This is a genomic window from Campylobacter concisus (assembly GCF_003048375.1).
In the GTDB taxonomy this organism is placed as follows: domain Bacteria; phylum Campylobacterota; class Campylobacteria; order Campylobacterales; family Campylobacteraceae; genus Campylobacter_A; species Campylobacter_A concisus_T.
Genome location: NZ_CP021642.1, coordinates 842181 through 868249, shown reverse-complemented (window position 1 = coordinate 868249; position 26069 = coordinate 842181). Strand labels below are relative to the sequence as shown.

Annotated in this window: 26 protein-coding genes, 1 other RNA gene and 2 pseudogenes; 8 read left to right on the top strand and 21 right to left on the bottom strand. The window is 39.9% G+C overall.

The window, feature by feature from the left end; translation table 11 throughout:
* Positions 1-17: 17 nt before the first annotated feature.
* Together rsmD and CCS77_RS04320 are read right to left on the bottom strand one after the other, a co-directional pair.
* Complete coding sequence (gene rsmD / locus CCS77_RS04325; RefSeq protein WP_107916684.1) at positions 18-584, bottom strand: 16S rRNA (guanine(966)-N(2))-methyltransferase RsmD; 567 nt, start codon at positions 582-584, stop codon at positions 18-20.
* Entirely contained in the window at positions 581-925 is a 345-nt protein-coding gene (locus CCS77_RS04320) for a hypothetical protein (protein WP_021089777.1), read from the bottom strand. The genes rsmD and CCS77_RS04320 overlap by 4 nt, the downstream gene beginning before the upstream one ends.
* Positions 926-1044: 119 nt before the next feature.
* Between CCS77_RS04320 and CCS77_RS04315 the strand changes: the two genes are divergently transcribed.
* Genes CCS77_RS04315 through CCS77_RS04300 form a run of 4 tightly spaced genes read left to right on the top strand, consistent with a single transcriptional unit; the run spans position 1045 to position 3804 of the window.
* Positions 1045-1440, top strand: coding sequence for a FlaG family protein (locus tag CCS77_RS04315; protein WP_021089781.1), 396 nt, complete (start codon positions 1045-1047; stop codon positions 1438-1440).
* A gap of 2 nt (positions 1441-1442) precedes the next feature.
* Positions 1443-3203 (top strand): flagellar filament capping protein FliD, encoded by a 1761-nt coding sequence (gene fliD / locus CCS77_RS04310; RefSeq protein ID WP_107916683.1) that lies wholly within the window; start codon positions 1443-1445, stop codon positions 3201-3203.
* A gap of 9 nt (positions 3204-3212) precedes the next feature.
* Positions 3213-3584 (top strand): flagellar export chaperone FliS, encoded by a 372-nt coding sequence (gene fliS / locus CCS77_RS04305; RefSeq protein WP_035143745.1) that lies wholly within the window; start codon positions 3213-3215, stop codon positions 3582-3584.
* Positions 3577-3804 carry a hypothetical protein gene (locus CCS77_RS04300; RefSeq protein ID WP_103571903.1) on the top strand — a complete coding sequence of 76 codons (228 nt, stop codon included), beginning with the start codon at positions 3577-3579 and terminating at the stop codon, positions 3802-3804. Before fliS ends, CCS77_RS04300 begins: the two co-directional genes overlap by 8 nt.
* Positions 3805-3898: 94 nt before the next feature.
* On the opposite strand, the gene rnpB is transcribed toward CCS77_RS04300, so the two are convergent.
* Positions 3899-4225: RNase P RNA component class A (gene rnpB, locus CCS77_RS04295), an RNA gene on the bottom strand.
* 508 nt (positions 4226-4733) lie between these two features.
* Here rnpB and CCS77_RS10845 point away from each other — a divergent pair.
* Both CCS77_RS10845 and CCS77_RS10840 read left to right on the top strand, forming a co-directional pair.
* Positions 4734-5627: pseudogene (locus tag CCS77_RS10845) on the top strand (Cache 3/Cache 2 fusion domain-containing protein); the annotation flags it as partial.
* 24 nt (positions 5628-5651) lie between these two features.
* Positions 5652-6704 (top strand): annotated as a pseudogene (locus CCS77_RS10840) (methyl-accepting chemotaxis protein); the annotation flags it as partial.
* A gap of 111 nt (positions 6705-6815) precedes the next feature.
* On the opposite strand, the gene truD reads toward CCS77_RS10840, so the two are convergent.
* Both truD and CCS77_RS04280 read right to left on the bottom strand, forming a co-directional pair.
* Entirely contained in the window at positions 6816-7940 is a 1125-nt protein-coding gene (gene truD / locus CCS77_RS04285) for a tRNA pseudouridine(13) synthase TruD (RefSeq protein WP_107916681.1), read from the bottom strand.
* A complete protein-coding gene (locus CCS77_RS04280; protein ID WP_107916680.1) occupies positions 7918-8739 on the bottom strand; it encodes a thiamine-phosphate kinase in 822 nt (273 codons plus the stop codon). The genes truD and CCS77_RS04280 overlap by 23 nt, the downstream gene beginning before the upstream one ends.
* Before the next feature lie 63 nt (positions 8740-8802).
* Between CCS77_RS04280 and CCS77_RS04275 the strand changes: the two genes are divergently transcribed.
* On the top strand, positions 8803-9822 hold the full coding sequence (locus CCS77_RS04275) for a hypothetical protein (RefSeq protein ID WP_107916679.1): 1020 nt from the start codon (positions 8803-8805) through the stop codon (positions 9820-9822).
* An 865-nt stretch (positions 9823-10687) separates the two neighbouring features.
* Here CCS77_RS04275 and CCS77_RS04270 read toward each other — a convergent pair.
* The 11 genes from CCS77_RS04270 to CCS77_RS04220 all read right to left on the bottom strand — a co-directional run bounded on the left by CCS77_RS04270 (position 10688) and on the right by CCS77_RS04220 (position 19968).
* Positions 10688-12496, bottom strand: coding sequence for a menaquinone biosynthesis decarboxylase (locus tag CCS77_RS04270; RefSeq protein WP_107916678.1), 1809 nt, complete (start codon positions 12494-12496; stop codon positions 10688-10690).
* A gap of 196 nt (positions 12497-12692) precedes the next feature.
* The gene (locus CCS77_RS04265) at positions 12693-13043 is read right to left on the bottom strand and encodes an Imm10 family immunity protein (protein WP_107916677.1); all 351 of its coding nucleotides are present in this window, start codon (positions 13041-13043) and stop codon (positions 12693-12695) included.
* Between the two features lie 2 nt (positions 13044-13045).
* Positions 13046-13975 (bottom strand): hydroxymethylbilane synthase, encoded by a 930-nt coding sequence (gene hemC, locus CCS77_RS04260; RefSeq protein ID WP_107916676.1) that lies wholly within the window; start codon positions 13973-13975, stop codon positions 13046-13048.
* A gap of 8 nt (positions 13976-13983) precedes the next feature.
* Positions 13984-14415 (bottom strand): FxsA family protein, encoded by a 432-nt coding sequence (locus CCS77_RS04255; RefSeq protein ID WP_103589763.1) that lies wholly within the window; start codon positions 14413-14415, stop codon positions 13984-13986.
* Positions 14412-16112: a proline--tRNA ligase gene (locus CCS77_RS04250; protein ID WP_107916675.1), complete on the bottom strand. Its 1701-nt coding sequence runs from the start codon at positions 16110-16112 to the stop codon at positions 14412-14414. The genes CCS77_RS04255 and CCS77_RS04250 overlap by 4 nt, the downstream gene beginning before the upstream one ends.
* On the bottom strand, positions 16102-17385 hold the full coding sequence (gene hemA, locus CCS77_RS04245) for a glutamyl-tRNA reductase (RefSeq protein WP_107916674.1): 1284 nt from the start codon (positions 17383-17385) through the stop codon (positions 16102-16104). Before hemA ends, CCS77_RS04250 begins: the two co-directional genes overlap by 11 nt.
* On the bottom strand, positions 17385-18278 hold the full coding sequence (locus CCS77_RS04240) for a polyprenyl synthetase family protein (RefSeq protein WP_107916673.1): 894 nt from the start codon (positions 18276-18278) through the stop codon (positions 17385-17387). The genes hemA and CCS77_RS04240 overlap by 1 nt, the downstream gene beginning before the upstream one ends.
* A gap of 10 nt (positions 18279-18288) precedes the next feature.
* On the bottom strand, positions 18289-18720 hold the full coding sequence (locus CCS77_RS04235; protein WP_107916672.1) for a hypothetical protein: 432 nt from the start codon (positions 18718-18720) through the stop codon (positions 18289-18291).
* Positions 18713-18967, bottom strand: coding sequence for a DUF2018 family protein (locus CCS77_RS04230; protein ID WP_107916671.1), 255 nt, complete (start codon positions 18965-18967; stop codon positions 18713-18715). Before CCS77_RS04230 ends, CCS77_RS04235 begins: the two co-directional genes overlap by 8 nt.
* A 48-nt stretch (positions 18968-19015) precedes the next feature.
* Entirely contained in the window at positions 19016-19639 is a 624-nt protein-coding gene (locus CCS77_RS04225) for an HAD family hydrolase (protein WP_107916670.1), read from the bottom strand.
* On the bottom strand, positions 19636-19968 hold the full coding sequence (locus tag CCS77_RS04220) for a hypothetical protein (RefSeq protein WP_107916669.1): 333 nt from the start codon (positions 19966-19968) through the stop codon (positions 19636-19638). Before CCS77_RS04220 ends, CCS77_RS04225 begins: the two co-directional genes overlap by 4 nt.
* A gap of 107 nt (positions 19969-20075) precedes the next feature.
* Between CCS77_RS04220 and CCS77_RS04215 the strand changes: the two genes are divergently transcribed.
* Entirely contained in the window at positions 20076-21347 is a 1272-nt protein-coding gene (locus tag CCS77_RS04215; RefSeq protein ID WP_107916668.1) for an O-acetylhomoserine aminocarboxypropyltransferase/cysteine synthase family protein, read from the top strand.
* 46 nt (positions 21348-21393) lie between these two features.
* On the opposite strand, the gene CCS77_RS04210 is transcribed toward CCS77_RS04215, so the two are convergent.
* The 5 genes from CCS77_RS04210 to CCS77_RS04190 all read right to left on the bottom strand — a co-directional run bounded on the left by CCS77_RS04210 (position 21394) and on the right by CCS77_RS04190 (position 26039).
* Positions 21394-21573, bottom strand: coding sequence for a transformation system protein (locus CCS77_RS04210; RefSeq protein ID WP_107916667.1), 180 nt, complete (start codon positions 21571-21573; stop codon positions 21394-21396).
* Between the two features lie 617 nt (positions 21574-22190).
* Entirely contained in the window at positions 22191-23633 is a 1443-nt protein-coding gene (locus CCS77_RS04205; protein ID WP_107916666.1) for a potassium/proton antiporter, read from the bottom strand.
* A gap of 18 nt (positions 23634-23651) precedes the next feature.
* Entirely contained in the window at positions 23652-24089 is a 438-nt protein-coding gene (locus CCS77_RS04200; protein WP_012001631.1) for a pyridoxal-5'-phosphate-dependent protein, read from the bottom strand.
* Between the two features lie 31 nt (positions 24090-24120).
* The gene (locus CCS77_RS04195) at positions 24121-25362 is read right to left on the bottom strand and encodes an ArsS family sensor histidine kinase (RefSeq protein WP_107916665.1); all 1242 of its coding nucleotides are present in this window, start codon (positions 25360-25362) and stop codon (positions 24121-24123) included.
* Positions 25362-26039 (bottom strand): response regulator transcription factor, encoded by a 678-nt coding sequence (locus tag CCS77_RS04190; protein WP_002940190.1) that lies wholly within the window; start codon positions 26037-26039, stop codon positions 25362-25364. Before CCS77_RS04190 ends, CCS77_RS04195 begins: the two co-directional genes overlap by 1 nt.
* Positions 26040-26069: the final 30 nt, after the last annotated feature.

Here is a 26069-nt window from a genome sequence, read left to right as displayed (position 1 = left end):
AAAAGATGTTCCAAAATTTACTGAAAATAAGAGAGAGAAGTGGCTCCAAATTTTTTAAATTTAACAAGCTTATACGCAGAAATTTCATCGCCAAATTTAAAGTCGCTGTTATGCTCAAAAACTATCATATAAATTTTCTCTTTTTTTAGCTGCGAGATCAAATTTACAAGCTTTTCGTAGATATCATCAAAGCCAGCTCTTATGTCAAATGGCGGATCAAGATAGAGCAAAACCTTGCCATTTTGCGAATTTACAAGATCAGGCAAAAGCGCAAAGCTATCGCCATTTATCGCTTTTAAATTTGGACTTTGCAGGCTTGCAAGGTTGCTTTGCGTGATATTAAAAGCAGCCCTATCTTTTTCGATAGCGATGGCCTCGCGCGCTCCGTTGCTAACAGCCTCGCTTGCCATCACGCCGCTTCCGCCAAAGCCCTCTATAAATGTAAGCGAGTAAATTTCATCTCTAATGACGTTAAAAAAGGACTCTTTTACGATGCTTTTTGTGCTTCTAGTCGTGCTTAGACTTGGTAGCTCAAGCCTTTTGCCTTTAAATTTACCACTTGAAATTTTGGTATAAAGTTTCACTGATTTGCCCTTAAAATTTCAAGCAGATCAGCTTTAAATTTATCTATCAAATTTGAGACTTTTTGCTCCAAACTCTTTTCATTTACTATCTGATCTGGCTCTTTTGCCTTTGAAATTTGCGTGGCTGAGTAAAACTCCTCGAGTGTATCAAGAAGAGTGGCTCTTGTGAATGGATGAGAAAGATGAGCGTTCTTACCTATTATAAATAGCGGTTTTTTTGTGACGATTTCGCGGTCACTTACTACAAAATCACAATCCTTATGATGAGCGGCTAAATTTCCACAAAAAAGCAGCAAGGTCTTTTGCAGCAAAATGCAGTCGCATTCAAATGAAATTTTCATATCCCGTCCTATAAATTTTGCTCGATTTTAACCTAAATAATCAAAAATTTATATAAATACTAAAGGAATTTAAAATTTTACCGATGTAGGAGCTAGCGTAAGTTTTAAGGAGTAAAACTATGGAAATTTTCAAAGCAGCGGCAAATCAAACACTTGATGCAAACATGAGTACGTCGGCTCAGCGTCAGATAGACAGCAGACCTATCGAGCACTCTGATGTCAAAGTAAATGCCGACAAAAACGGCAAATCAAAGGATGCTAACGAGCTTGACGGACTTAGCAACGAGGATCTTGCTAGAAAAACAAGAGAGGTTACTGATAGGCTAAACTATCAGATGCAACAGCTCGATACTAATGTAAGATTTGCTTACAACGAGAAGTTAAATTTAATGGTAGTGCAAGTAAAAGACGCCAAAACAGGCGAAGAGATAACACAGCTTCCGAGCAAAGAAGCTATAAAAATCAGCGAGTATTTCAAAGAAAGTATCGGAATACTTTTTGACAAGGAGAGTTAAAAATGGCAGTAGGTAACGTAACAAATTTAGGCATCGGTACAAAAAATAGCGGCCTAAACGATGAGCTTATCAAGAAACTAAAAGAGGCTGATGAGGCTGGACAGATCAAACCACTTACAACAAGACTAGAGAAAAATGAGCTTAAGCAAAAGGACCTTGCAGCGCTAAAAACTCTTGTTAGCAACGTAAATGTTAGTGGCAAAACACTTGGCGGCGAGGCACTTTATCTAAAAAGAAATACCAATAACGCTGGCAAAAGCGTCACAGCTTCAGCGGCAAACGGCGTTAGCGTGCAAAGTTTTAGTATCGATGTGCAAAAACTTGCTCAAAAAGATACATTTCAAAGCAAGAATTTCAAAAATTCTTCAAGCATGGTGGGTGCGACAAATACTGGCTCATTTGACGTTGAGATCGATGGACAAAAATTCTCTATCGGTGTGACAAGATCGACAACTTATCAAGATATCGTTGATAAGATAAATGACGTAAGTGGCGGTAAATTACAAGCTAGAATTTTAAATGTTGGTGGCGATAAACCAAATCAAATAATGCTTCAATCAGGCAGCACTGGGGCTACACAGACTATTAAATTTTCAAACGACACTGCTGGCATTTTAGACAAGCTTGGCTGGGATGATACGCAGTTTCAAGACACAGACGAGCACGGCACAGCGCTAACAAATCCTGATGGCACGCCAAAGATGACATCAAATTTGGAGAAAAATAGAATTCTAAAAGCGCAAGATGCAGAATTTACATATAATGGCGTAAATATCAAAAGAAGCAAAAATAGCTTTGATGATCTAAGACCGGGTGTAAATATCACGCTAAATGAGACTGGCAAGACAAACGTAAGCATCTCTCAAAACACTGAAGAGGTCGTAAAAGCGGTTGAAGAGTTTATAAAAGACTACAACCTAATGACAATGAACCTTGAGATCGCTACAAAATATGATGAAGAAAAAGGTGCTGGTACTTTTCAAGGTGTGAGTGAAATTTCAAGCCTTAGATCAAACATCGGACGTCTAGTAAATGGTCAAGATAGCGAAGGCAAAGCGCTAAGTAAATTTGGCATAGTGCCTGACAAAGACGGTCAGCTTCAGCTTGATCTAAATAAATTTAACGCAGCTCTTAGCAAAGATCCAGAAGAAATTCAGAAATTTTTTATGGGTTCAAGCAAGACTGAGCCGATAAGCTACATGGGTAACTCAACCGTTAGCGCAGGTGCGTTAAACATCCAAGCTGGCGATCTAACGATAAATGGCAAGTCAGTTATATTTTCAACCACAGCTGGTTCAACAGCTGAAGATAACGCTCTAAAACTTCAACAAGCTATCAATGACGCTGGTATCGACGGTGTCACAGCTAGCCTTGATCAAAGCGGCAAGAGGATCATCTTAAAAAGAAGCGATGGCGAAAATATCGAAGTAAAAGGCAAAGCTTCTGCACTAGCAACTCTTGGTATGAGCGAAGCCACTGTAAATCCAGTGACTAAAAAAACTGATGGTCTATTTACAAAGCTAGCTAAGATGCTTGATGGTGCTGTTGGCAAAGAAGGTACGATGATCGCTATGCAAAATCAGCTAAAAGATGAGAGTGAGTCTATCACTAAAAACAAAGAGAGCACTCAAAAGCTTTTAGATGAGAAATATACAACGATGCAAGAACGCTTCATCAAGTATAACGCTATCATCGCAAGTTTAGAAAATCAGTTTGCTACACTAAAATCAATGATAGATGCTGAGCTAAACAATAAGAACTAAGAGAGAAAAATGAATCAAAGTGCATATAGTGCATACGCACAGTCGAGTTTCGGGGGCATCGAGTCCCCGACTAAATTAATAGAAATGCTTTATGATGGAATTTTGAAATTTATATTTCGCACAAAAAAAGCGATCGAAGCTGGAGATATAGAGAAAAAGGTCTATTATATAAACAGAGCAAACGCTATCTTTGTCGAGCTTTTAAACTCGCTTGATTATTCTCAAGGCGACGTGGCTCACTACCTTAGCGGACTTTATACAAGGCAGATGCAGCTTCTTGCTATGGCAAATATCCAAAATGATATAGCAGCGCTAAATGAAGTAACAAATGTCGTAAAGCAGTTATCAGAAGCATGGAGGGAGGTAACATCAGGTGAATAGCTGGATCAATGAATTTAAGCTAGCGTTAATAAACGAAGATACAATAAAACTAGCTGCACTATCACAAAGCTTTAGCGAAGATATGTTTAAAAGCTTAGCTTCGGCTCAAGAAGCACAAGCGCTAATTGGCGGTGCGATAGAGCTTTTTAAAACCAAATCTTCACACATCCAAAACGAGCTTACAAAACTACAAAAAGCTCAAAAATACGTAAAAAACTAATCTAAACTCAAACTTTCAAGGCACGGCATATTTGCCGGTTTTGTCTTGAAAATCTTTTGAATTTACCAACTAATTAAAATTTACTCTAAATTTAAGCAAAGGCACGGCGTTAAGCCGAGTTCTGTCTTGAGCGATCATTTATCTACGCTTGCTTTTACAAACAAGCTCTAGCGAAGGGTTTTAATATAAGACCAAAACCATCCCTTCTTACTGCAAGTTGGGTTTATATGGCCACGCAAGTTACCAAGCGTGCCGGTGGGCTCTTACCCCGCCGTTTCACCTTTACCGCCAAGGCGGAAGTTTGCTTTCTGTTACACTATCCCTTAGGTTTCCCTAGCCATCCGTTAGATGGAACTTTGTCTTATCGCAGCTCGGACTTTCCTCTTTTGTAAGATACAAAAGCGACCGCTTACCGTGCCAGAGCGTGATTATATTTAAAAATATATAAATTTACCCTGCGACCAAATTTTTCATCAAATTTTGCAAATTTTATCTAGGCATTTTTTTGATTTTTGAGCCTAAATTTTGTCACAACTTGGTATGAAATTAATTTTTTTATTTAATCTTTTTAAAATTTCTTTACAAAAACAAGAGTAAAACGCTCCAAATTTCACTTTTTTGTTATTTCTCTTTAAATCTTAAACCAATCTAATAAAATAGACAACAAATCAACAAAACGATACAAATTTAAATTTTAATCCCTCAAAAGCGCAAAATTCTTGCTTTTGCCAAACTATAAATTTTGCTTAAAAAGCCAAATTTAAATAGCAATTTTTTATAAATTTTTGCTCCAGTTTCATAAAAGTTATAATTATAAATACAAAGCAAACAAAAATTTAAAATTCGTTATTTTTCCCTAAAATTCTATATGTTTTACGAGAAAAAATTTGTATAATAAACCCTTAAAATCTAAACCAAGGAGGATATAGATGAATTTGCGTAGCATCTTAGTCAAGGTCTCAGCGGTCATCGCTTTAGTTCTTGCCATTTGTATGGCTTGCTTTGTATTTTTTATATCACATGTCTTAGAGCGTGAGATCAAGGAGGGAGTAGAAACAACTATCCAGCAAAACGTTGCGCTTGCGATGGACACGGTTGAGCTATTTGATGAAGATAACGAAGATAATGCAAAACTATATATGCATGTCTTAAAAGAGGCTTTAGGTAACATAAGAGCCACTAGCCAAACCATAAAGACTGAAAATGACGACGCTTTAGAGCTTATCTCAGACAAAATGGGCGTGTTAAATAACAACCATGAAATTTCTGATAAGATCAAAAAGCTAACAAACGGCGGTATCCCAACCATCTTTGCAAAATCAGGCAATGAATTTGCTGCTGTATCTACTTCACTTTTACTAGATGATGGCAGTAGAGCGCTTGGTATGCTAAATAAAACGATCTATCCAAAGATGATGAACAAAGAGACATATGTGGGTGCTCTAAATATTTTTGGCAGAAACTACATGTGTGTTTATGAGCCAGTCGTTCAAAACGGCGAAGTTGTGGCAGTTTTATTTATAGGTTACGACTTTACTGAAGGCTTAGAAGATCTTCAAAAGACAATGGCACAAATGAAGCTAGGCGAGCGTGGCTACTTCTCTATCTTTAATACAAAGACAAATGTCTATGACATTCACCCAAAGCTAGCTGGCAAAGCACCAGAAGGTCAGCTAAAAGATATAGTTGATGACATAGTAAAAACTAAAGAAGGTGTCAAACTCATAAATGTTGATGGAGTTGAGAGAGTAGTTGCTTTTGAGCCATTTGATAAGCTTAACTGGATCGTGCTTGGCTCAGCTGTTACTGATGACTTCTTGACACCTCAAAAAGTAGTTAGCAAAAACTTCATCATCGCAAGCATTATAGTTACATTGCTTCTTATCATAGTATCTATCTTCTTGCTTAAAAAGCTAGTTGCAAATCCTATCGATAGACTAGGAGCAAATTTAAATGCTATAACATCTGACTTTACTCTTAAAATCCCGATCTACGGCAAAGACGAGATAGCTAAAATAAGCAATGATATAAATAACTTCATAGAGCGCATTAGAGTTCTTATAAGCGACACCAAAAACCTTTCAAGCGAAAACAGCTCAGTTGCTAACGAGCTAAGCTCTACCTCACTTCAAACAGGCAAACGCGTAGAAGAATCAACCCAGATCGTCGAAGAGACAAATCAAAGATGTAAGTCTATGCAAGAAAGCATGAAAGAGTCACTTTCAGTTGCTCAAGCTGGCAAAGATGATCTTCAAAAGGCAAGCACTCATATAAAAACAGCTACTGAGGCTATCAGAGCCCTATCATCTCAGATCATAGACTCTGCTAATGTAGAAAATCAAATGGCTGGTAAGATCGAGCAGCTTAGCCGTGATGCAGAGCAGGTTAAATCAGTGCTTGTTGTTATCAACGATATAGCTGATCAGACAAACCTACTTGCTCTTAACGCAGCCATTGAGGCAGCTCGTGCAGGTGAGCATGGACGTGGCTTTGCAGTCGTTGCTGACGAGGTTAGACAGCTAGCTGAGAGAACTCAAAAGTCTCTAACAGAGATAAATGCAACTATCAACGTTATCGTTCAAGCGATAAATGATAGCAGCGAGCAAATGGGTATCAACTCTAAACAAATTCAAGAGCTAACCCACGTTGCAAGCGACGTTGAAAAGACGATAAATGATATGAGTGCAACGATGAATAACGCCATAGCGATGTCTGACAAGACTATGCAAGACTACATCGCAACTGGCAAGAATGTAAATGAGATCATGGATGGCATCTCAGAGATCAATCAAATTTCATCTGAAAATGCTAGAAGCGTAGAAGAGATAGCTTCTGCGGCTGAACATCTAAATAAGATGACAGACGCGCTAAATTCTAAACTAAGTGTCTTTAGAACTTAAGTTTTTACCTCTTAAATTTAATGTTTTAGGTCTAGCTCCGGCTAGACCTTTTTAAATTTCACATAACTAAATTTAGCCAGCAACCCTTTTTAACCTATCTTTAAATTTAGCCTACTCAAATATATTTTTATGCAAAATTTCCTCTAACACAACTGTGGCGTATGAGCCCTTTTGAAGTGTGAAATTTAAGCTAAAGTGAGCGTTTTCTTCGTTGTATTTGTAGCTTGTATTTTCTAAATACGCCCAGTTAAAGCGCCTTGAGCCAGTGATCTTTGAAGTAAGCAAAACTGCCTCAGCGAAAATTTCATTCTCAAGCTCTTTTGCCACGCCGCTTGCTTCATAGGCCTTTGCGCCGACAATGAGACCAAGGCTTGTTATATCACGCCTAGCAAATCTTTGTGCCTCTTGATCTAAATTTTCACACAAAAAGAGCTTGCCAAATGGATAGTGCCCCAAAACCTCTCCAGGAAGCAGCTTAAAAAAGCTCTCCTGCGCCTTCATCGCCTTTAGATCATCTTTGCTAAAATTTTTGTAAATTTCGCCTAGCTCATTTAGACTAAAGTCGCTTACAAACCTTGAAATTTCAACCCTTTTGCTAAGATAGCGGTTAAAAAGATCGCTTTGATAGGCTGAGATCAAAAAGTCATTTAGCTTTACATTTTTGCTCTTTTTGCCATTTATCGTGCCGTTTTTAAGTAGCTCCAGCCCAGTTTCAGCATTGTCGCCAAATTTGCCAAAACGCTGGTAGCCAAAGTAGTTTGCATAGCCCATTTTATCGATGCTGACAAAGGCCTGCTCTAGCTTTTTAGCGCTACTTGGCAGCACCTTTTTTAGGCGGATGAAAAAGCTATTGCCCTTTAGATGTCCGATGCGAAGCTTGTTCTTATGCACGTTTAGGTTTAAAATTTTCATCTTTTCGTGGCTAAAGTTTGCAAGCGCGCTCTCAAATTTACGAGGCATAGAGATAAACTGCGTAGTCATCCCCTGCTTATCCTTTAGCCCAGCATAGCCAAAGTCGCGCATTTTTGCCCCTGTAACCTCGCTAAAGACGTGCAAAGCGTCGCTTGTCGTCATATCTTTTTTAGAAATTTCAACGATCAAATGCTCGCCGTCACCGCTAAATTCATAAAGCGGTATCTCTCGCACGACAAAATCATCTGAATTTTTAGAAAAATATGCCTCAATGGGCGCATGAGTGAGCGCATAGAGTGGCTTAAAAGTGGTGGCTTCTTGCATTTTGTCTTAACCTTTTGTGTGAAATTTTGGCAAAAATCGTGATCTTTGTCCTAGTTTTATCGGCGATCCTTTTAATAGCGCTTAAATTTTTAGGGCTAAAGGTAAATAAAACCTCATACTCCTCGCCGCTACTAAGCTCAAATTTGCTTAGCTTTTTTGTAAATTTAGCTCCCTTTTTGCTAGCCTTTAAAAGCTTGCCAAGGTCGGTATTTAGCCCGTCTGAGATATCCATGGCAGAATTTATAAGATGAGCTACTTTGTAAAAAAATTTATCTCTTAAAACAGGCTTTTTAAAACGTGAGTTTTTTGAAATTTGAGCCAGTCTTAGAAGTGAGTTTAGCCCCTTTTGACTGCCTCCAAGCTTGCCAGTAAATGCAACAAAATCGCCAAATTTAGCATTTCTTCTAAGCACAGCCCTGCCCCTTAGCTCGCCGATCACGCTAACGCTTATGTTTAAAATGGGGCTACTTATCGTGTCGCCGCCTATTATCTTTACGCCAAACTCCTCACACGCCCTATTTATGCCACTGCTTAGCTCGCTGATCTGCCGAGGCGTGAAGCTCTTTGGCAAGCTAAGGCCAAGAAGGGCAAATTTTGGCTTTGCATTCATCACGACCGTGTCTGAGAAATTTACGATCATCGCCTTGTAGCCGATCTCTTTAAGGCTTAACCAGCCAAGCTTAAAGTGCGAATTTTGCGCAAATATATCTTTGCTAAAGACCATTTTGCCAGCCACTGCCGCATCATCGCCGATATATGCGTTACTAAAGCATGCAATCGTGAAATTTTCTTTATCCATTGCGCTATTATAATAAAACTCCTTTTAAATTTAGGATAAAATAAGCCCAAAAAAAGGATGCAAATGCAAAGAGTTGAGATTTTTAGATTTGACGCGAAAAGAGATGTTTTGGCATATTTTAAGCCATATTTTTTAGAGATTTCAGACTTTTCAAACTTAAACGAGCTTTTTGCCCACGTAAAGAGCATAGACCCCTACTTTAGCCCTTTTGAAGGCTTTGTCAAGGTAAATGGTGTCGTAGTTAGCACCGCCCAACCACTTGCAAATTTGCTCTTTAACTTTGGCAGCGAGCTTTGCATCGCCCCGCTTGATGAAAAAAGAGCGGTTTTAGACCTTGCCATAAATGATGATGATTTTTGGGCGAAATTTGAGCCATTTGCTAGCTTTTGCAAAAGGGCCGACAAAGAGCTTTACGCTAGCTTTAAGCCATATTTCTACGCTGATTTTGTAAAAGACTACGAGCCAAATTTCATAGGAGCTGCCGCGATAATGCTAGCTCATCATCTTTACAAAAATGAGAAAAATGATGAAATTTTAAAGCTTATTAGCGCTAAAAACGGCGTTTTGATAGCCTGCGAGCTTGATGATCTGCTCTTTGAGGGAAGCGAAAAATACACCGAAGCGATTGATTTTTTCAAAGAAATTTTAGGCATAAAATCTGCGAAAAAGCACGAAAACGAGCTTGAAAAGATAGAAAAACTTAGCAAATTTAAAGAGTTTAAGATAGCCATAAAAGATAGACTGCCTGCAAATTTAAGCTATTTTAGAGCAAATTTCATAGAGTTAGATCTAAAAATTCCTTGCGGGTTTGATCTTTTAAAGGTCGATGAAGAGCTAGCTTGCAAGCTTGCTAGTAAGATAGTTTTTGCTGCATTTGATAGTGGGGCTGATTTTTTACTAGCTAGCAATGAGGCGGAGTTTCATATCTTTGACATGCTAGCAAAAAAACTTGAAAAAAGTGCCAACAGAAGCTTGCAAGACTTTTATGTCCTAAGAGCGAGCGAGCTAATGGCGCTTGAAAATGGCGAGATACCAAGCAGCCTAAAAGAGCATGTTTTGAAGGTTGGCCTAGTAAATTTATAAGCTAAATTTACTAGGCCAAATTTAAAGCTTTATGGCACTCGTGCGATTTTAAATCTTGTATTTAGGGTTTATAATTTTTCTAAAAACAAAAATAAGCTATTTTAAACGCTTGATTTACCAAAGCTGGCATAGCATATCTTTTTTTAAAAAACGCACCTGTAATCTGCTAACTTTATTAAATTGAAAAGTTTTGACGCTTCTAGTTATTTAAATTTAAAAGTTTTTACACTTCTGATCTTTTGAATTTAGATGTTTTTATGCTCACATAACAGATCAAATTTAATTTTCACTTGTCTCTTACTCCAAATTTTATCTCTACACAAGGCAGAATCATATTATTTTACGTAAATTTTTACATATTATTTTTAGTATTTTAAGAAATTTGAAGTGCTAAATTTAAAAATTTGCGTTTGCTGGTGTAAATTTTGGTAGCTTTCAAGCCAACCAAGCCAACCAAAACCCCCAGATAAAACAGAAAAAATTAACTAGAAATTTTCATAAAAATGGCAAGAAATTTATGCCAAAGTATAAAAATAGCCTTAAGTTAAGCCATTTTTAAGTGCAAAAACCAATCTATTTTGAATTTAAAAGCAATTTTATCAAGCCAAAATGCTAAATCAAATTTAAAGCTTAATGATAAAGAGCTTTGCCTATACGGCCAAGAGCGAACTTGAGCGATCACGCTAGCTTTATGCGCCGATCGAGCCATTTTTAGCGATAGAGACGGCTAGCAAACAGGGAGCAGCATTTCACACGACTGCGACCGGCAAGTAGCCGTTTGAATATAACTACAAGGGTTGGGTGGCTGAGCACATTTTCTTGTCACTTTTGCGCACGAGCGTGCCAAAGCCACTAGGTTACAACCCTACCCAAATATCTCAAATTTATGAAAAAGCTCTGGCTCATCTTTTACTACACCACGCTTCACAAGATCAACCACCACTTCTCGCTCGCAGTCAGTTTGCATAGGCCAGCCACGCGTGTAGCCCTCAAGCTCACTCTTGCTCGTCGCATCCACACAGAAATTTTCACCATCTATGTAGATATCACGCAAGGCATCTATGTTATTTGTCACGCGCCAAAGCAGCATATATGGATTTTCTAGGTAGTTTTGCATATCCACGACGACTAGAAGCTTGAAAAATTCTCTAAACTCCAAAAGCTTAGAAAATAACTCTTTTACAGGGCGATCTTTTTTAAATTTAATCACACAAATAGGCGTTTTACTCTCTTTTTTAAACTGCCTAAGCTCTTTAACATTTGGCGCAACGCTTTGAAATTTAGCCAAAAGCTCGTCATCGCTTAAGACCGCAGGGCTAAATTTACAAAAATCCTGCGTCGCATCGATGCCAAGCTTGCCGCCAAAGCACGAGTTTGGACTGGCGTGATCGAGCTGGTCGCACACGCCTTGGCTTATTAGCACACTCTCACTGCCAAATTTATCAAGCACAAAGTCCGCAAATTTGTCGTATTCTGCTAGCTCTGGTGCATCGCTACCCACAAAGATCGCGTGCTTTACAAAGCTCATCTGCCCAACTCCCCAAAACGCGTGCATCGCCTGCTTTGCATGAGCCGGATAAAGGGCGTTGATCTTGGCTAAGATCAGGTTGTGAAAGACGCCATTTTCAGGCATATTGTAGTCTAGTAGCTCTGGCACGGTCGTTCGCAAAAGCGGCAAGAAAATGCGCTCAGTCGCCCAGCCCATGTATTTATCTTCAAGCGGCGGTTTGCCAACCACGGTCGCGTGAAATACGGGGTCTTGCTTGCTCGTTATCGCCGTGACCTCCATCACTGGAAACGGCTCAACCGGCGTGTAAAAGCCAGTGTGATCGCCAAATGGCCCCTCAAGCTCGCTCTTAGCAGTATCCACAAAGCCCTCGATCACGTAGTCAGCGTCGTGCGGGACGTAAATTTCATTAGTGAGCGACTTTACAAGCTTGGCTGGCTCTTTGCGGATAAAGCCGTAAAGTAGCAGCTCAAAGACGCCCTTTGGCAGTGGCGCCTGACCGCACCAGATGTAGAGTGGATCGCCGCCGATCGCCACAGAGACTGGCATCTTACGGCCTGCGCGCTTATACTCGTGAAAGAAATTTGCGCCGTCTTTGTGGATCTGCCAGTGCATGCCAAGGCGATTTTTATCATAAATTTGCAGTCTATACATGCCTAAATTTTGCAGCGCACCATCAAGACCTTGCGTATAGACCTGCCCCATCGTGATAAAAGCACCTCCGTCATGCGGCCAAGTCTTTAGCGCAGGCAAGCTCAAAAGATCAGCCTGCTCGCCTATAAATTTGACCTGCTGGCACTCGCCCTCACCCTTTAGCCTTTTTGTAAAAATTTTTCTCATGCTAAAAAGATAGGCTAAAAAGTCAAGCTTTTCTTTGAAATTCTCAGGTTTTTTGGGCTTTAAAAGTTTCTCTATCTCAGCTGCAATCTCATCAGGCTGCACGCCAAATATCAGCTCAAGCGCCCTTTTTGAGCCGTAGATATTTGTAAGCACTGGGGCAAATTTACGCCCAGTTTTTTTGCAGACTGGGTTTGTAAAAAGTAGTGCTTGTGAGCCCTCGCGTTTGACCTCGATGTAGCTAGCGTGCGCGATCTCCAGGTCGATATCCACTGGCTCCTCGATCACCCTAAGTAGGCCATTATCTTTTAAAAGCTTGATGTAGTCCATATTTTTCCTTAAATTTTTAAAGATGATAGCTAAAATTTGATAAAAAAGGCGATGCTAATATTTTGTTATTGCACGCAAAGGCAGTTTGTGTGGCGTTTGGTTTATTTTCTGTTTTGATCGCAAAGATAATAAATTTATGAACTATCATCGTGGCTAAAAAAGTGGCGGCAAAGCAAGCAAATTATTAAATTTAAAACTACTCTAGCAGCTCGCCAAATATCTCTTTGCTATATTTCATAAAGCGCTCATTAAGCTTTACACCCTCGGTATCTACGCAAATGAGACTATCTTGCACCTCAAAAATGATGCTCTCATCAGTGATCTTCACCCTTTTGCAAGCGTTATAGCAAATGTCGCCGTTGCACTCGGCGTATAGGCCGTTTATGTCGGCGTTTTCGTCGTCGCCCTTTTTTAGTTTGATCGGTCTTTGAAAGATTATGTAGTTTTTGTAGTTATATTTGTCGTCTGCAAGACCGATCATATAGTAGTTGTCTTTGCTATTTTTGGTGGCGCTTATGGCTTTTGCTTTAAATTTTAGCAAAAACACGCTTACGCCATCTCTTCAGCGCGCTTTAAAAGCTCTTTCGCCCCTTTTTCTATAAATTTATGCGCTAGCTCCTTGCCGATGCTTTGAAATTTATCTTTGCCAGTCTTTAAGCTATCTTTTATATACTCGCTTCCATCAGGCAGACCAACGATTGCATCGATAGAAATTTCATCGCCTTTTAGCCTTGCGCTTATGCCTATTGGCACTTGGCAGCCACCCTCCAAAACGCTTACAAAGTCACGCTCTATGGTCGTTTCTATGACTGCATTTTCATCATTTAAAAAAGAGATCTCATCTAAAATTTGCTTCTCATCTCTAGCCTCGACACCAAGAGCGCCCTGACCCATCGCAGGTATCATCTCGTCAAAGCCAAATGTGTAGATATGCGCCACTTCGGCCTTGATATTTAGGCGGTTTATGCCAGCCATCGCCAAAATGATCGCGTCAAATTCACCCTCTTTTAGCTTTCTAAGTCTAGTTTGCACATTACCTCGAAGCGAGATGATCTCAAGATCAGGCCTCATGATAAGCAGCTGCATCTTACGGCGTAGGCTCGTTGTGCCAACCTTTGCGCCGTGCGGTAGGTCGCTAAATTTAGCAAATTTCTCACTTATCATCGCATCTCTAGTATCCTCGCGTGAGCAAATGGCCGCAAGTCTAAGCCCTTCTGGAAAGACTACTGGCACGTCTTTTAGGCTATGGACTGCGATGTCAGTCTCGCCTTTTAGCATGCTATCTTCAAGCTCTTTTGTAAAAAGCCCCTTACCGCCGATCTTGGCTAGTGGCGTGTCAAGGATCACGTCACCTTTTGTCTTCATGCCCTCAAGCACGACCTTCACGCCCTTGTGCTGCGCCTCGATCCTAGCCTTGATATGCTCGCTTTGCCAAAGCGCTAAGATACTCTTTCTAGTTGCTATTTTTATCTCTTTCATCATCTCTCCTAATTTACTCTTTTTGGCTCTTCGATGACCTCAACGTCGATGATCTCGCCATCATCTTTTTTACTGCCCTGCTCGCTAAAATTTTGAAATTTAAACTCCTGATAGCTCTCATTTTTCGCTGCATTTTTCTTAAATACTAAAGAAAAAACGACCACGGCGATACCAAAAATATCTGTCAAAATCCCTGGTAAAAATAGAAGCGCTCCGCCAAAACTAAGCCCTAGCTGGCTAAATAAATTTCCGCCAATAAAGCTCTTAAACGCCACTTGAGGCGAATTTAAACTAGAAAATCCAGCATTAAAAAGAAGTGCGATACCAACAAATCCAGAGACCAGCACCTCAAGAAAGTAGTTCAAAAAGCCAAATTTATCAACAAAAAGATAGATAAATACCGCTTCTATCAAAAAAAACAAAAATGCAAAAAATCTCATAAGCTTTCTTTTATCTTTCTAAAGGCATCGTTTGCCTCTATCGTCTCTTTGCTTAGCCCATCTCTCGTGATAAACTCAACCTTGCCATTTGCAAATTCTTTACCCACAAGCAGCGCGTAAGGAAAGCCGATAAGTTCAAAATCATTCATTTTAACGCCAAATCTCTCGTTTCTATCGTCGATAATGACGCTAACGCCAGCTTTTTTGAGGCTCTCATAAAGCTCAAATGCAAATTTCACGCCCGCTTCATCTTTTAAATTTGAGATGATGATCTCCACATCAAACGGCGCGCACTCTTTTTTCCAAATGCAGCCCTTTTCATCGTGGCTAGCTTCTATCATCACAGCGATAAGCCTGCTTATGCCAATGCCGTAGCAGCCCATCAAAAATGGCTTAGCCTTGCCATTTTCATCAAGATATGTCGCGTTCATCGCAGCTGAATATTTATCGCCTAGCTGAAATATATGACCGACTTCTATACCTTTGCTAAGTTTTAAATTTCCGCCGCAAACTGGGCATTTATCGCCCTCTTTTACCTTTACAAGGTCTTTAAATCTCTCTTCGTTAAATCCGCTAACACTAATGCCAACAAAGTGGTAATCCTTCTCGTTAGCGCCGCATATCATGTTGTTTGCGCCTTTTAGCTCGTTATCTATGAAAAATTTAACATCCTTTAGCCCAACTGGCCCGCAAAATCCAGCCACAAGCCTAGCCTTTGCCACGTCAGCCTCGCTAGCATCAACAAGCTCTAGCGCCTTGCAAGCATTTTGCGCCTTTGTCTCTTGAAGCTCGTCATCACCTCTTACAAAAAAGACCACGACCTCTTCTTTATCCTCATAAATCGCCTTTTTCATAACAGCTTTTATGCAGTAAAACTCGCTAACTTTGAAAAACTCCGCCACATCTTTTATAGTTTTTGCATTTGGCGTTAGAAATTTAGCCGCGTCTGCCTCTGGCGCCTCAGCCTCGCTAACTCTTGGTTTGCGCCTTGCAGCCTCGACGTTTGCAGCGTATCTGCAGGCCTCACAGCAAAGTATGTCGTCCTCGCCGTTACTTGCAAGCACCATAAATTCTTTACTGCCACTACCACCAATGGCTCCGCTATCAGCCTCAACAGCTCTAAAATTTAGCCCCAAACGGGTAAAAATCTTACTATAAGTTGCCTCCATAAGGTCAAACTCACGCTTAAGATCCTCTTTGCTAGAGTGAAAGCTATAACCATCTTTCATCGTGAATTCGCGACCTCTTAGCAAGCCAAAGCGTGGTCTTGCCTCGTCACGAAATTTGGTGTTTATCTGGTATAAATTTAGCGGTAGCTGCTTGTAGCTAGTCACCTTACCACGCACCAAAGCAACGGCTGCCTCTTCGTTTGTAGGGCTTATGACAAAGTCATTATCTTTTCTATCTTTAAAGCGCAAAAGCTCCTTGCCAAAGACGTTGTAACGACCACTTTGCTTCCAAAGCTCGCCTGAAGTGACCACGCTAAAGCTAACCTCTAGCGCGCCAGCCTCGTTCATCTCCTCTTTTACCACGCGTGAAATTTTATCGTGCATGATCTTTCCAAGCGGCAGATAGTTGTAAAGCCCAGAGCCAATCTGCTCGACAAAGCCACCTCTTATCAAAAACTGATGACTTGGTAAAGATGCATCTTTTGGCGCTTCTTTGGTCGTTGGGGCGTAAAATTTACTAAATTTCATCTATATCTCCTGCTTGAAAATTTTGTTCATCTTTTATGTCAAATAAAAATTTAACTCCGTTTGAAAGCTCGCTAGCTCTCTCCTCGTCTGCAAGCCCTTTTAGCTTCATCGTTGGTTGGTGCAAAAAGGCTTTAAAGACCTGATGGATGAGCTTTTGCGCCTCGTCGTAATCGCTATGTTTTAGATAGCCCTTTTTTATCGCCTTTTCTAGCTCGTTTTTTGCGCAAATTTCAGCCTGCTTGCGGATAGATTTTATAAGAGGCACGCTCATATCTTCTTTTAAAGTCTTTAAAAACTCGCTCGTGTCTTGACCGACGATCGAGTAGGCCTTTTGCGCCTGCTCCTCTCTTAGGGCTAAATTTTTACGCACGATCTCCTCTAGGCTATCGACCGTATAGACGCTGATAAGCTCTGTGTTTAAAAGATCGATATCTCTTGGCACAGCGATATCAAAAAAGTATCTGTGAAATTCTCTTGGCTCGATGATCTCGCCTGTGATGATGGCGTGCGGGGCTGCAGTGCTTGAAAAGATGAGATCGTAGCTGTTTACATACTCTTTTAATTTCAAAATGCTATCCCAGCTTGCATTATCTCCTAGACTATCAACTAGCTGCTCGACGCGCTCAGAGCTTCTGTTTATGATGATAACCTCTGCGCCGCTTGATATGAGGTGCTTTGCTGCTAGCTCGCCCATCTCGCCAGCGCCCACGACGATAGCCGTTTTACCTTCAAGCGTGCCAAAAATTTCTTTTGCCTTTGCCACGGCTACACTTGAAACTGAGATCGGGTTTTTAGAAATTTGAGTTTCGTTTCTAACCTTGGCAGCGCACTTACATGCGTAGTGGATGATCTTGCTGATATCTTCGCCACATGAGTTGTTATCATAGGCAAATTTAAAGGCATTTTTTAGCTGGCCAACGATCTGCGTTTCGCCAACTACTAGGCTATCAAGCGAGCTTGCCACGGCAAATAGGTGGTGTGCAGCACCGCTGTTTTCATAGATGTCAGCTCTCTCATAAAGCTCATCTTCAAAAACGCCTGAAAATATCGACATACACCTGATGATATGAGCAGTAGCGGCCTTTACATCCTCTACGCTAGCTATGATCTCGACGCGGTTGCAGGTGTTTAGCACCATGCTCTCTTTTATGTTTTTGTTTGAGTTTATCAGTTTTAAAATTTGCTCTTTTTTCTCGTCACTATCAAAGGCAAGCTTCTCTCTGACCGAAATATCAGTGTTTTTATATGTAAAACTTATGTCTAAATAGTGCATCAAAATTCCCTATCTATCATGCTTTTTATGATCCCTTCAAGCTCAGCGTTTTTATACTCTCTTATCGCTTCTATTGCTTCAGCTCCAAGCCTTTTTGCCTCGCTTATAGCTTTGCTAAGTGAGCTAGTTTTATCAAAATTTTCTTTTAGCCATAAAATTTCGTCCGCGTTTAACTTCTTTGCCCAAAGCGATCTAAGCTTTGCCCTACCAGCCTCGTCCAGGCTCTTATAAAGATAAATGTAAGGAAGTGTCGTTTTGCCCTCGACAAAGTCGTTAAGTGCTGGTTTGCCAAGCGTTTTTTCATCTTGAGTGATGTCTAAGATATCATCAACGATCTGAAATGCAAGACCTAAATTTTTGCCATAAATGCCAAATTTCTCGCTATCTTTGCCAGCTAGCTTTGCCCCACAAATAGCCGTAGCTTCTATCAAAACAGCTGTTTTATAGTAGATCATTTTTAAGTATTCTTGCTCGTTTTCATTAAAATTTTCAGCCATTTTCACATCCATCATCTCGCCGATGCTTAGTTTGCTGACCGCGTCTGATATGACAGCTGCGATACTTGGATCAAATTTTGTAAGCTCAAAATAAGCCTTTGAGTAGAGGATGTCGCCTAGCATGACTGAGTTTTTACTGCCAAAAAGTGCGTTTATGCTTGGTTTGCCACGTCTTATATTTGCCTCGTCTATGACGTCGTCGTGAAGCAAGCTTGCAAGGTGGATGAGCTCGATGATAGCGCAAAGCTTAAGTGAAATTTCACTCTCGCCTGCGATCTTTAAAAGAAGTTTTGAGCGTAGCTTCTTGCCTGAGCTTATCTTTAAAAACATCTCAAACGCCTCTTTGTAGCCAAGCTCGCTTATAAATTTGCTCATTATTTCATCGATTTTATCCATTTTTATCCTTCTATTTATCCTCGTGCGGATCTCTAAAACCCACATCCACACGCTTGCTCTCATCTAGCAGCGCCACCCTAAAATGCGCCTTTTTGTCCCTAAAATCAATAAATGATATATAAAGGCTCACGCTCTCGTTTGGCGGCATCATAAAATCAGGCAAAACTCGCTGCATGTAGGTGTTTTGTCCTTGTCTTAGCGAAAAGACCATCTGCCTTGGATAGCGCCTAAAAAAGCTTTGCACAGTGATATTTGTACTATCAAACAGCGTCCAACGAAAGTCAAACGTTTCAACCCTTTGAGTTCGCTTTTCAGTTATAAAGACCCGCGCCCACTCATCTTTTTTAAGCTCAAATGTATGCACCGAGTTTGGGTCAAAATTTGGCTCTTTTGCAAAGACAAGAGCGGCTAGCAAAGCAATGAGCGCAAAAACCTTACTCATTTTGGCTTAAAATTTCTCCGCTAAGCTCGATATATAGGTCATTTACTCCGTTATAAATTTTATCTTGCTCTAAGGCCATAAAATTTCTGATCTCATCTTCGCCAACGCCATGCTTTTCGCAAAGCTCGCTCATAGCCACAAATTTATCAAAAATTTTATCTATCTCGTTTTTAACTAAAACGGCATTTGCGTTAAACAAAATGTCATAAAATTTATCCCTCGCACTGCCCTCAAATATATCTATCATCGCTGTTTCTTTGAAAATTTCTTAAGATTATAGCCAATTAAAACTAAGTTAAAAATTTAATATTATCTCCCAAGCCTCGCTAACATTTTTGGCGTTATAAGTGGCTGTTTTGCTCTCCTCGCCAAATCCCCAACAAACTTGTACATATGGCATATTTGCGTTTTTGGCGGCCAGTTCGTCTTTTAGGCTATCTCCTATAAAGATCGCCTTGTTAGCTTTAGTTCTACTAACAGCTAGGTGAAGCATCACAGGATCAGGCTTTTGCGGTATCTCCTTGCTAGCGCCGATGACCTCGTCAAATAGCTCGTAAATTTCATTTTTCTTTAAAATTTTCTCTAGCGTATCGTGCGGTGCGTTGCTTGCCAAAACGACCTTATAGTGAGCCTCTTTGCACTTTTGCAAAAGCTCTTTTACACCCTCATAGGTAGTCGCACACTCATCGTAAAATTTCTTAAATTTCTCTTCAAAACCCTCTTTTAAGCTCCTGCTTGGCGTGTCGATGCCATAAAACTCAAGGGCCAAATTTCTACCTGGCTCGTTGATCGCTTTTATGATAAATTCTTTTTCAAGTGGCGGCAAATTTAGCTCATCTCTTACTTCATTTACCGTCTTATATATCGCCTCGCCACTATCGATCACCGTGCCATCCATATCAAAAATAACTACTTTCAATCCTCATCCTTAAATTTATTTTTATGTTTTTCTTTCTTATATGTCTTTTGATTTTTTAGCTTATCAAGTAGATTTGCCGCCTTTAAAAGCTCCTCTTTTTGGGCGTTTTTGATAAGCAAATTTATAAAATTTTCTAGCGCCTTTGAGTATGGCTGGTCAAGATAAACAGCTTCGACTTTTTCGATGACTTTCGCGTTTTTCTCCACTCTTTGGCGAAATTCAGTCTCGTCAAAGTCATCTCTTTTTAGCCCGTTTATCGCTGATTTTGCAAATTTTTCTAGCGCACGAAGATATTTTACACGCTTAAATTTGTCCGTGACTTGGTTCAAATTTTTCCTTTTTTTTGGCAAATTATATCAAAATTTGATTTTATCCCCTAAATTTTGGCTTTGCTAATGTATAATTTACGCCAAAATTACTTAAACAAGGAGCAAAAATGAGGCAAGAAACCGCTGCGATCCACGTAGGCTACGATACAAACGAGGGCTTTGGCACGATGGCTGTGCCTATTTTTCAAAGCACAGCTTATGACTTTGGAAGTGCCGAGACAGCAGCTGCTAGGTTTGATCTAAAAGATAACGGCTACATCTACACAAGACTTAGCAACCCAACGACAGATATCTTTGAAAAAAGGGTCGCCGCACTTGAGGGCGGAGCCGCTGCGATAGCGACGGCAAGCGGTCAGTCAGCTTTGTTTTACAGCATCATAAATTTAGCCCAAGCAGGCGATAATATCATCATCGCTAAGAAAATTTATGGCGGCACAACAGTGCTTTTTACGCACACGCTAAAAAGATTTGGCATAGAGGCTAGAGTTTTTGACAGCGACACTGCTGATGATCTGGAGGGCTTGATAGACGAAAAAACTAGGGCTATATTTTTTGAAACGCTTTCAAATCCGCAAATTTCTATCCCAAATATCGAGAAAATCGTAGAAATCGCAAACAAATATGGCATTATCAGCATCACTGATAACACAGTGCCAACACCTATCATCTTTCAGCCACTTCGCCACGGTGTCGATGTTTGCGTGCATAGCGCTAGCAAATATATGAGCGGTCAGGGCCTTAGTCTAGCAGGCGTGGTTGTAAGTGCAAATCACCTAAACGAAAAACTAAAAGGCAACAAGAGATATGAGCACTTTAACGTGCCAGATGCGAGCTATCACGACATCGTCTATGCTGATATGACGGATCGTTTTGATATCTACACGCTAAGAATGAGGCTTGCTATCGTGCGCGACATCGGCGCTGTGATATCTCCGTTTAACTCTTGGCAGCTCATACAAGGGCTTGAAACGCTTGCTGTTAGGGTTGAAAGACACTCGCAAAACGCGCTAAAAGTGGCTAAATTTCTAAACTCTCACAAACATATAAAAAGTGTGGCATACCCAGGGCTTGCCGACAACGTAGATCACGCAAAGGCGCAAAAATACTTTAAAGATGGCATGGCAAATGGACTTTTTTGCTTTGAGACTGATAGCTTTGAGCGCGCAAAAAAGATGCTAGAGCGCGTAAAACTCTTTAAGATCGTAGTAAATATCGGCGATACAAAGTCACTCATCACACACCCAGCCTCGACAACTCACCAGCAGCTAAGCAGCGAAGAACTCATCAAAGCTGGCATCACAAAAGAGCTGATAAGAGTTAGTATAGGTCTTGAAAATGCCGAGGATCTGATAGCTGATCTGGCTCAAGCCTTAGAATAGAATTTTCTATTTTTTTCTAGCTCATTTTGGGCTAGAAATTTAAAATTTACTCAAGCTTGCCGCATATCCTCTCGCACTCTTTTGCATGCCTTATAAATTTTATAACGATATAGATGACAAGTAGCGGCACGCTTATATACCAAAATGCAAAAAAGGCGAGTATAAAAAACATAAATAAGAATGTTGCGAAATATACTAAGACAGCAAGGATGATATCATCAAGCATTTTGCCTCCCATTTTGCTAGTGCTTTGGTGATTTTATAAAAAGCAAAATAAAATGATACTGAACGGATTTGTTTTGGCTCTAAAAATTTAAGCTAAGCGGTTAGTGAAGTCAAATTTGAGTAGGTAATTTTGTATATATGAAGCTCTAGCAAATTTTAAAATTCCATGAGCGAGTAATTTCGGCTCTGATTTTAGTGGCAAGCTTTGCGAGACCTAAAATCAGTAGCCAACTCTTGCGAGTGAATGGAATTTTAAAATTTGCAAAGACAGTTTGATTAAATTTATAAATTTCTTTTTATTCAAATTATCCAAAAGGGAGACAAGGGGACTCGAGTTACGGTCTGCTTGCAGTTGCGAGCTTGCGAAGCAAAGCCGTCCTCTTATCCACCTTTTTAAATCCCCCAAACCCCTCGCACGTTAGAAGTGCATGCGATAGCACTATCGTGCCACATGCGGCTAAAAACTCTGGCAAATTTTAAAATTTATGAGCGAGCATATCACGGCTCTAAATTTAGTACTAAACGAAGTGTAGCCTAAATTTAGTAGCCTGCTAAGGCAAGCGAGTAAAGTTTTAAAATTTACAAAGAGAAATGAAATGTGGCAAGTTTTATCAAATTTTAATAGGTCAAATACTTAATCGTATCTTGATAAAGCACTTGATTTTCGCATTGTATCAACAACAGATCATTTTCTTCAAAGATTGTTGAGCCAGTTGGCTTTTGATATTCGTTTTTACGCTTTATTAGGATTATTAAAAACTCAGTTGGAAGCTCAAGCTGAGCCAAATCTTTGCCAATTAGTTTTGAGCCATGGTGGATGGTGTGCTGGCGAAGCGTATAGCTTAAGATCGGAGAGTTTTCTACTGCCTTAACATCCTCTTGCTCACTCTCTTTAACCTTAAATTTATCAGCTGCAAAGCCAAGCGACATGCCCTGTATCAAAATCGAAATCAAAACCATAAAAAATATAATGTTAAAAATCATATCCGCATCACGTACGCCATCGACATAAACATAGGTAGCTAGCACAACTGGCACAACACCTCTTAGTCCAACCCAAGAGATAAAAATTTGCTCATTTATCTTAAATTTTGAAAATGCAAGCGATGCAAAAACACCAAGTGGTCTTGCAAAAAACATAAGCCACAAGGCCAAAACAAGCGCTAACAGCGCAGTTGCAGGAAGTTGTGATGGATTTACCAAAAGGCCAAGTGTTAAAAAGACAACTATTTGCATCGTCCAAGCGATACCGTCGTGAAAACCGACTAAATTTTTCTTGTGAGAAAACTCTTTTTTATTTATAAAAATTCCAGCAATATAAACAGCCAAATAGCCATTGCCACCGATTTTAAAGCAAAGCGTATATAAAAGCAATATCCAAGCGATAGAAAAAACTGGATAAAGGCCCCAGCTTTTTAGGCGAAGTCTATTAAAGATGGCTGGCAAAGCAACGCCAAATAAATAGCCCATAGCGATACCTATGCCAAACTGCTTAACAAGTGTGATCGCCCACTCTGACGCACTTGGAGTGCTATTTAGTGAGATCATTTGAATGATCGTCATAGTTAGAAATATCGCCATTGGATCGTTTGAGCCAGATTCAAGTTCAAGCAATGGCGCAATGCTATTTCTAAGTGAAATTTTCTTAGCTCTTAGTATGGCAAATACCGCTGCTGCGTCTGTCGAAGAGATAATGGAGCCTAGCAAAAAGGCCTCCGCCCAGGTAAAATCAAGCAGATATTTTGCAACTGGAGCGATGGCTAGCGCAGTTAAGAAAACACCAAGTGTAGCAAGTGCTAAACCTCTACCAAAGATAGGTTTAATCGCTGCAAAATCAGTATCTAGCCCACCAGCATAAAGTATAAAAATAAGTGCTAGCATGCCGACATTTTGAGCGATCATTTGATCATCAAAATTTACGCCCAGCAAGCCATCTGAGCCAGCTAGCATGCCAACGCCTAGAAATATTATTAAAGAAGGAATTCCAAATTTATCAGAGATTTTGCTAAATAAAATGCTAACTATCAGTAAAACTGCAAAAAATAGTAGTAAATTCTCCAATCATCCTCCAAATTTAGATCAAACGATATCTTCAAAAACTTCAAATTTGTCGTTATTTACTAGCATTTCTAGTAAAACACCGTAGTTGTCCTTGATCTCATCTTGTAGCTTGATAGTAAGCTCTTTTGCGTCTTTGCCGTCTCTTGGATAGCTCACTACAAGATCGACTGGCTCAGCGTTTAAAAACTCTTGTATGCCAGTTAGTAGCTCGCTAGCGCCTCTCTCGTTTGTGCCGTGAAGCACGACTACATAGTGCTCATTTTCTCTTATAACGACGTCAGTTTGTCTTAAAATTTTCTCAAAAATTTCGCCGTACTCTTTGCTGTTTGGTAAAGAAAAATATATCAAAGATAAATTTTTCGCATAGTCCTTTACGTTTTTGTAGCGTTTGATTATTGCTATCTCAAGATCGATTATTGATAAAAGATCAACTGCTGAGAAGATTTTTGCCGCCATTTTTTCACTCCCTTTATTTACGGTTTTTATTTTAAGCCGCTATTATATCTTGTAAATTCTCAAAAACAAAGACATTCATTCCGTTTTTGTATTCGTAGCCAAATTTTAGCCCATGGGCCTCAAGGATATTGCTAACTATATATAAACCTAGACCAAAGCTCTTTTGCGCATCCTCGCCTTTTATAAATGGCTGGATGTAAAAGTCAAGGTCATTTTTTAGCTTCTCGCCTTGGGTTATAAATTTCATATGATCCTTGCTAACCATGATATTTACGTGCTTATCGGTTGAGTACTTTATGCCATTATCTATCATATTTTTTATAGCGACTGAAAATAGCTTAAAATCAACCATCACCCTAACCTCATCAAGCTCGCTGATGCCAACATGCTCCTTTTCAATCATCGCTATATCGATAGCCTCATCAATGAGATCTCTCATAAGACAAGGCGTTTTATTGGTAAGTCCTATCTTTGAAGTGATCTGCTCGATCGCTGCAAGCTCGTTTATTAAATTTTCAAGCTTGTGAAAGACAGAGATTAGCCTCTCTTGATTTTTGCTTTTTTCTATCATTTGAGCGGCGATTAGCCCCTTTGTGATAGGCGTTTTTAGCTCGTGCATGATATTTCTTAAGAAAAGATGCCTTGAGTCATTTAGTGCTTTGATCTGACAAACAGCCTCATAAAATGCCTCTGAAACTTCAGAAATTTCATCCTTGCCGTTGCCGACATTTTGCACGCCGTCAAGCTCGCCATTTGCAAATTTCACGATCTGACGCTTTAGCTTTCTAAGCGGTTTTATCTTATAGATGACAAATATATAAGCAGCCAGCAAAATGACCGCAACTACGGCAAACACAGCCTTTATCACCTCGTATCTATATGGCTGAAATTCCTTATCCATCAAAAGCTTTAGCTCGTCTAAATGCTCGATCTTTAGGTAGTGATGCTTATCATAAAGCAAGATAGCACTTGATCCAAGATCACTTGAAATTTCTTCTAAAACGGCTGCATTTTTTAAAATTTCTTCTTTTTCATTTTTGGCGGTGATCTCTGGCATGTCGATGTTTGAGAGCTGACGGTCATACTGGGCTTTGTTTATGATGCCACCCATGTAGAGCAAATTTGTCCTAGCGACGTTTGAGTATTTGTTATTTAGCTCTCTTGTGTAGTTTTGCTTGTCAAAGCCCATGAGCCACAAAAAGGCTAGAAATATCGAAACGAGCGCAAGTCCAAAGATAAACGTTATCGTGATAAATATAGAAGATCTTGGCATCAAAGAACCAACTTGTAGCCGATGCCGCGGATCGCGTGGATGTATTTTGGCTCTTTTGGATTTTCATTTAGTTTTTGGCGAATTCTACCGATGATGACGTCGATACTTTTGTTTGAGCTATCTTCATTTATGCTCTCGCAGTTGTAGATGAGCTCCTCTCTAGTGACCGCCCCACCCTCTTTTTGAAGCAGATATTTTAAGATGTCATACTCCGCTGCGGTTAAATTTAAGACACTGCCTTTAAATAAAATTTCTCGCTCAAATTCTTTTAGTACCAAGTCTTTGTTTAAATTTCTTGCCTCATTTGCAGGGGCAATACTCTGCCTTCTTAGATGACTTTTGATGCGAGCAAGAAGCTCTTGTGGGTCATAAGGCTTTGGCAAATAATCATCCGCGCCGTTATCTAGGGCATTTACTTTGTCCGTTATATCGTGCCTTGCGCTTGAGATGATTATAGGGATGTTGTGCTTTTTTCTTATCTCTTTGCAAACCTCTAGTCCGTCCATGCCAGGGAGCGTAAGATCAAGGATAACTAGGTCAAATTCGCTCGTATTTAAGGTAGATAGTCCGATATATGGCTCTTCAGCCGTCGTTACTTTGATATCGTAGTTTTCTAGGTATTCGGTTAAAATTTCAGCAAGCTCCATATCATCTTCTATCATTAAAATTCTAGTCATGATCTTTCCTGATGTAAATTTATTTTTAAG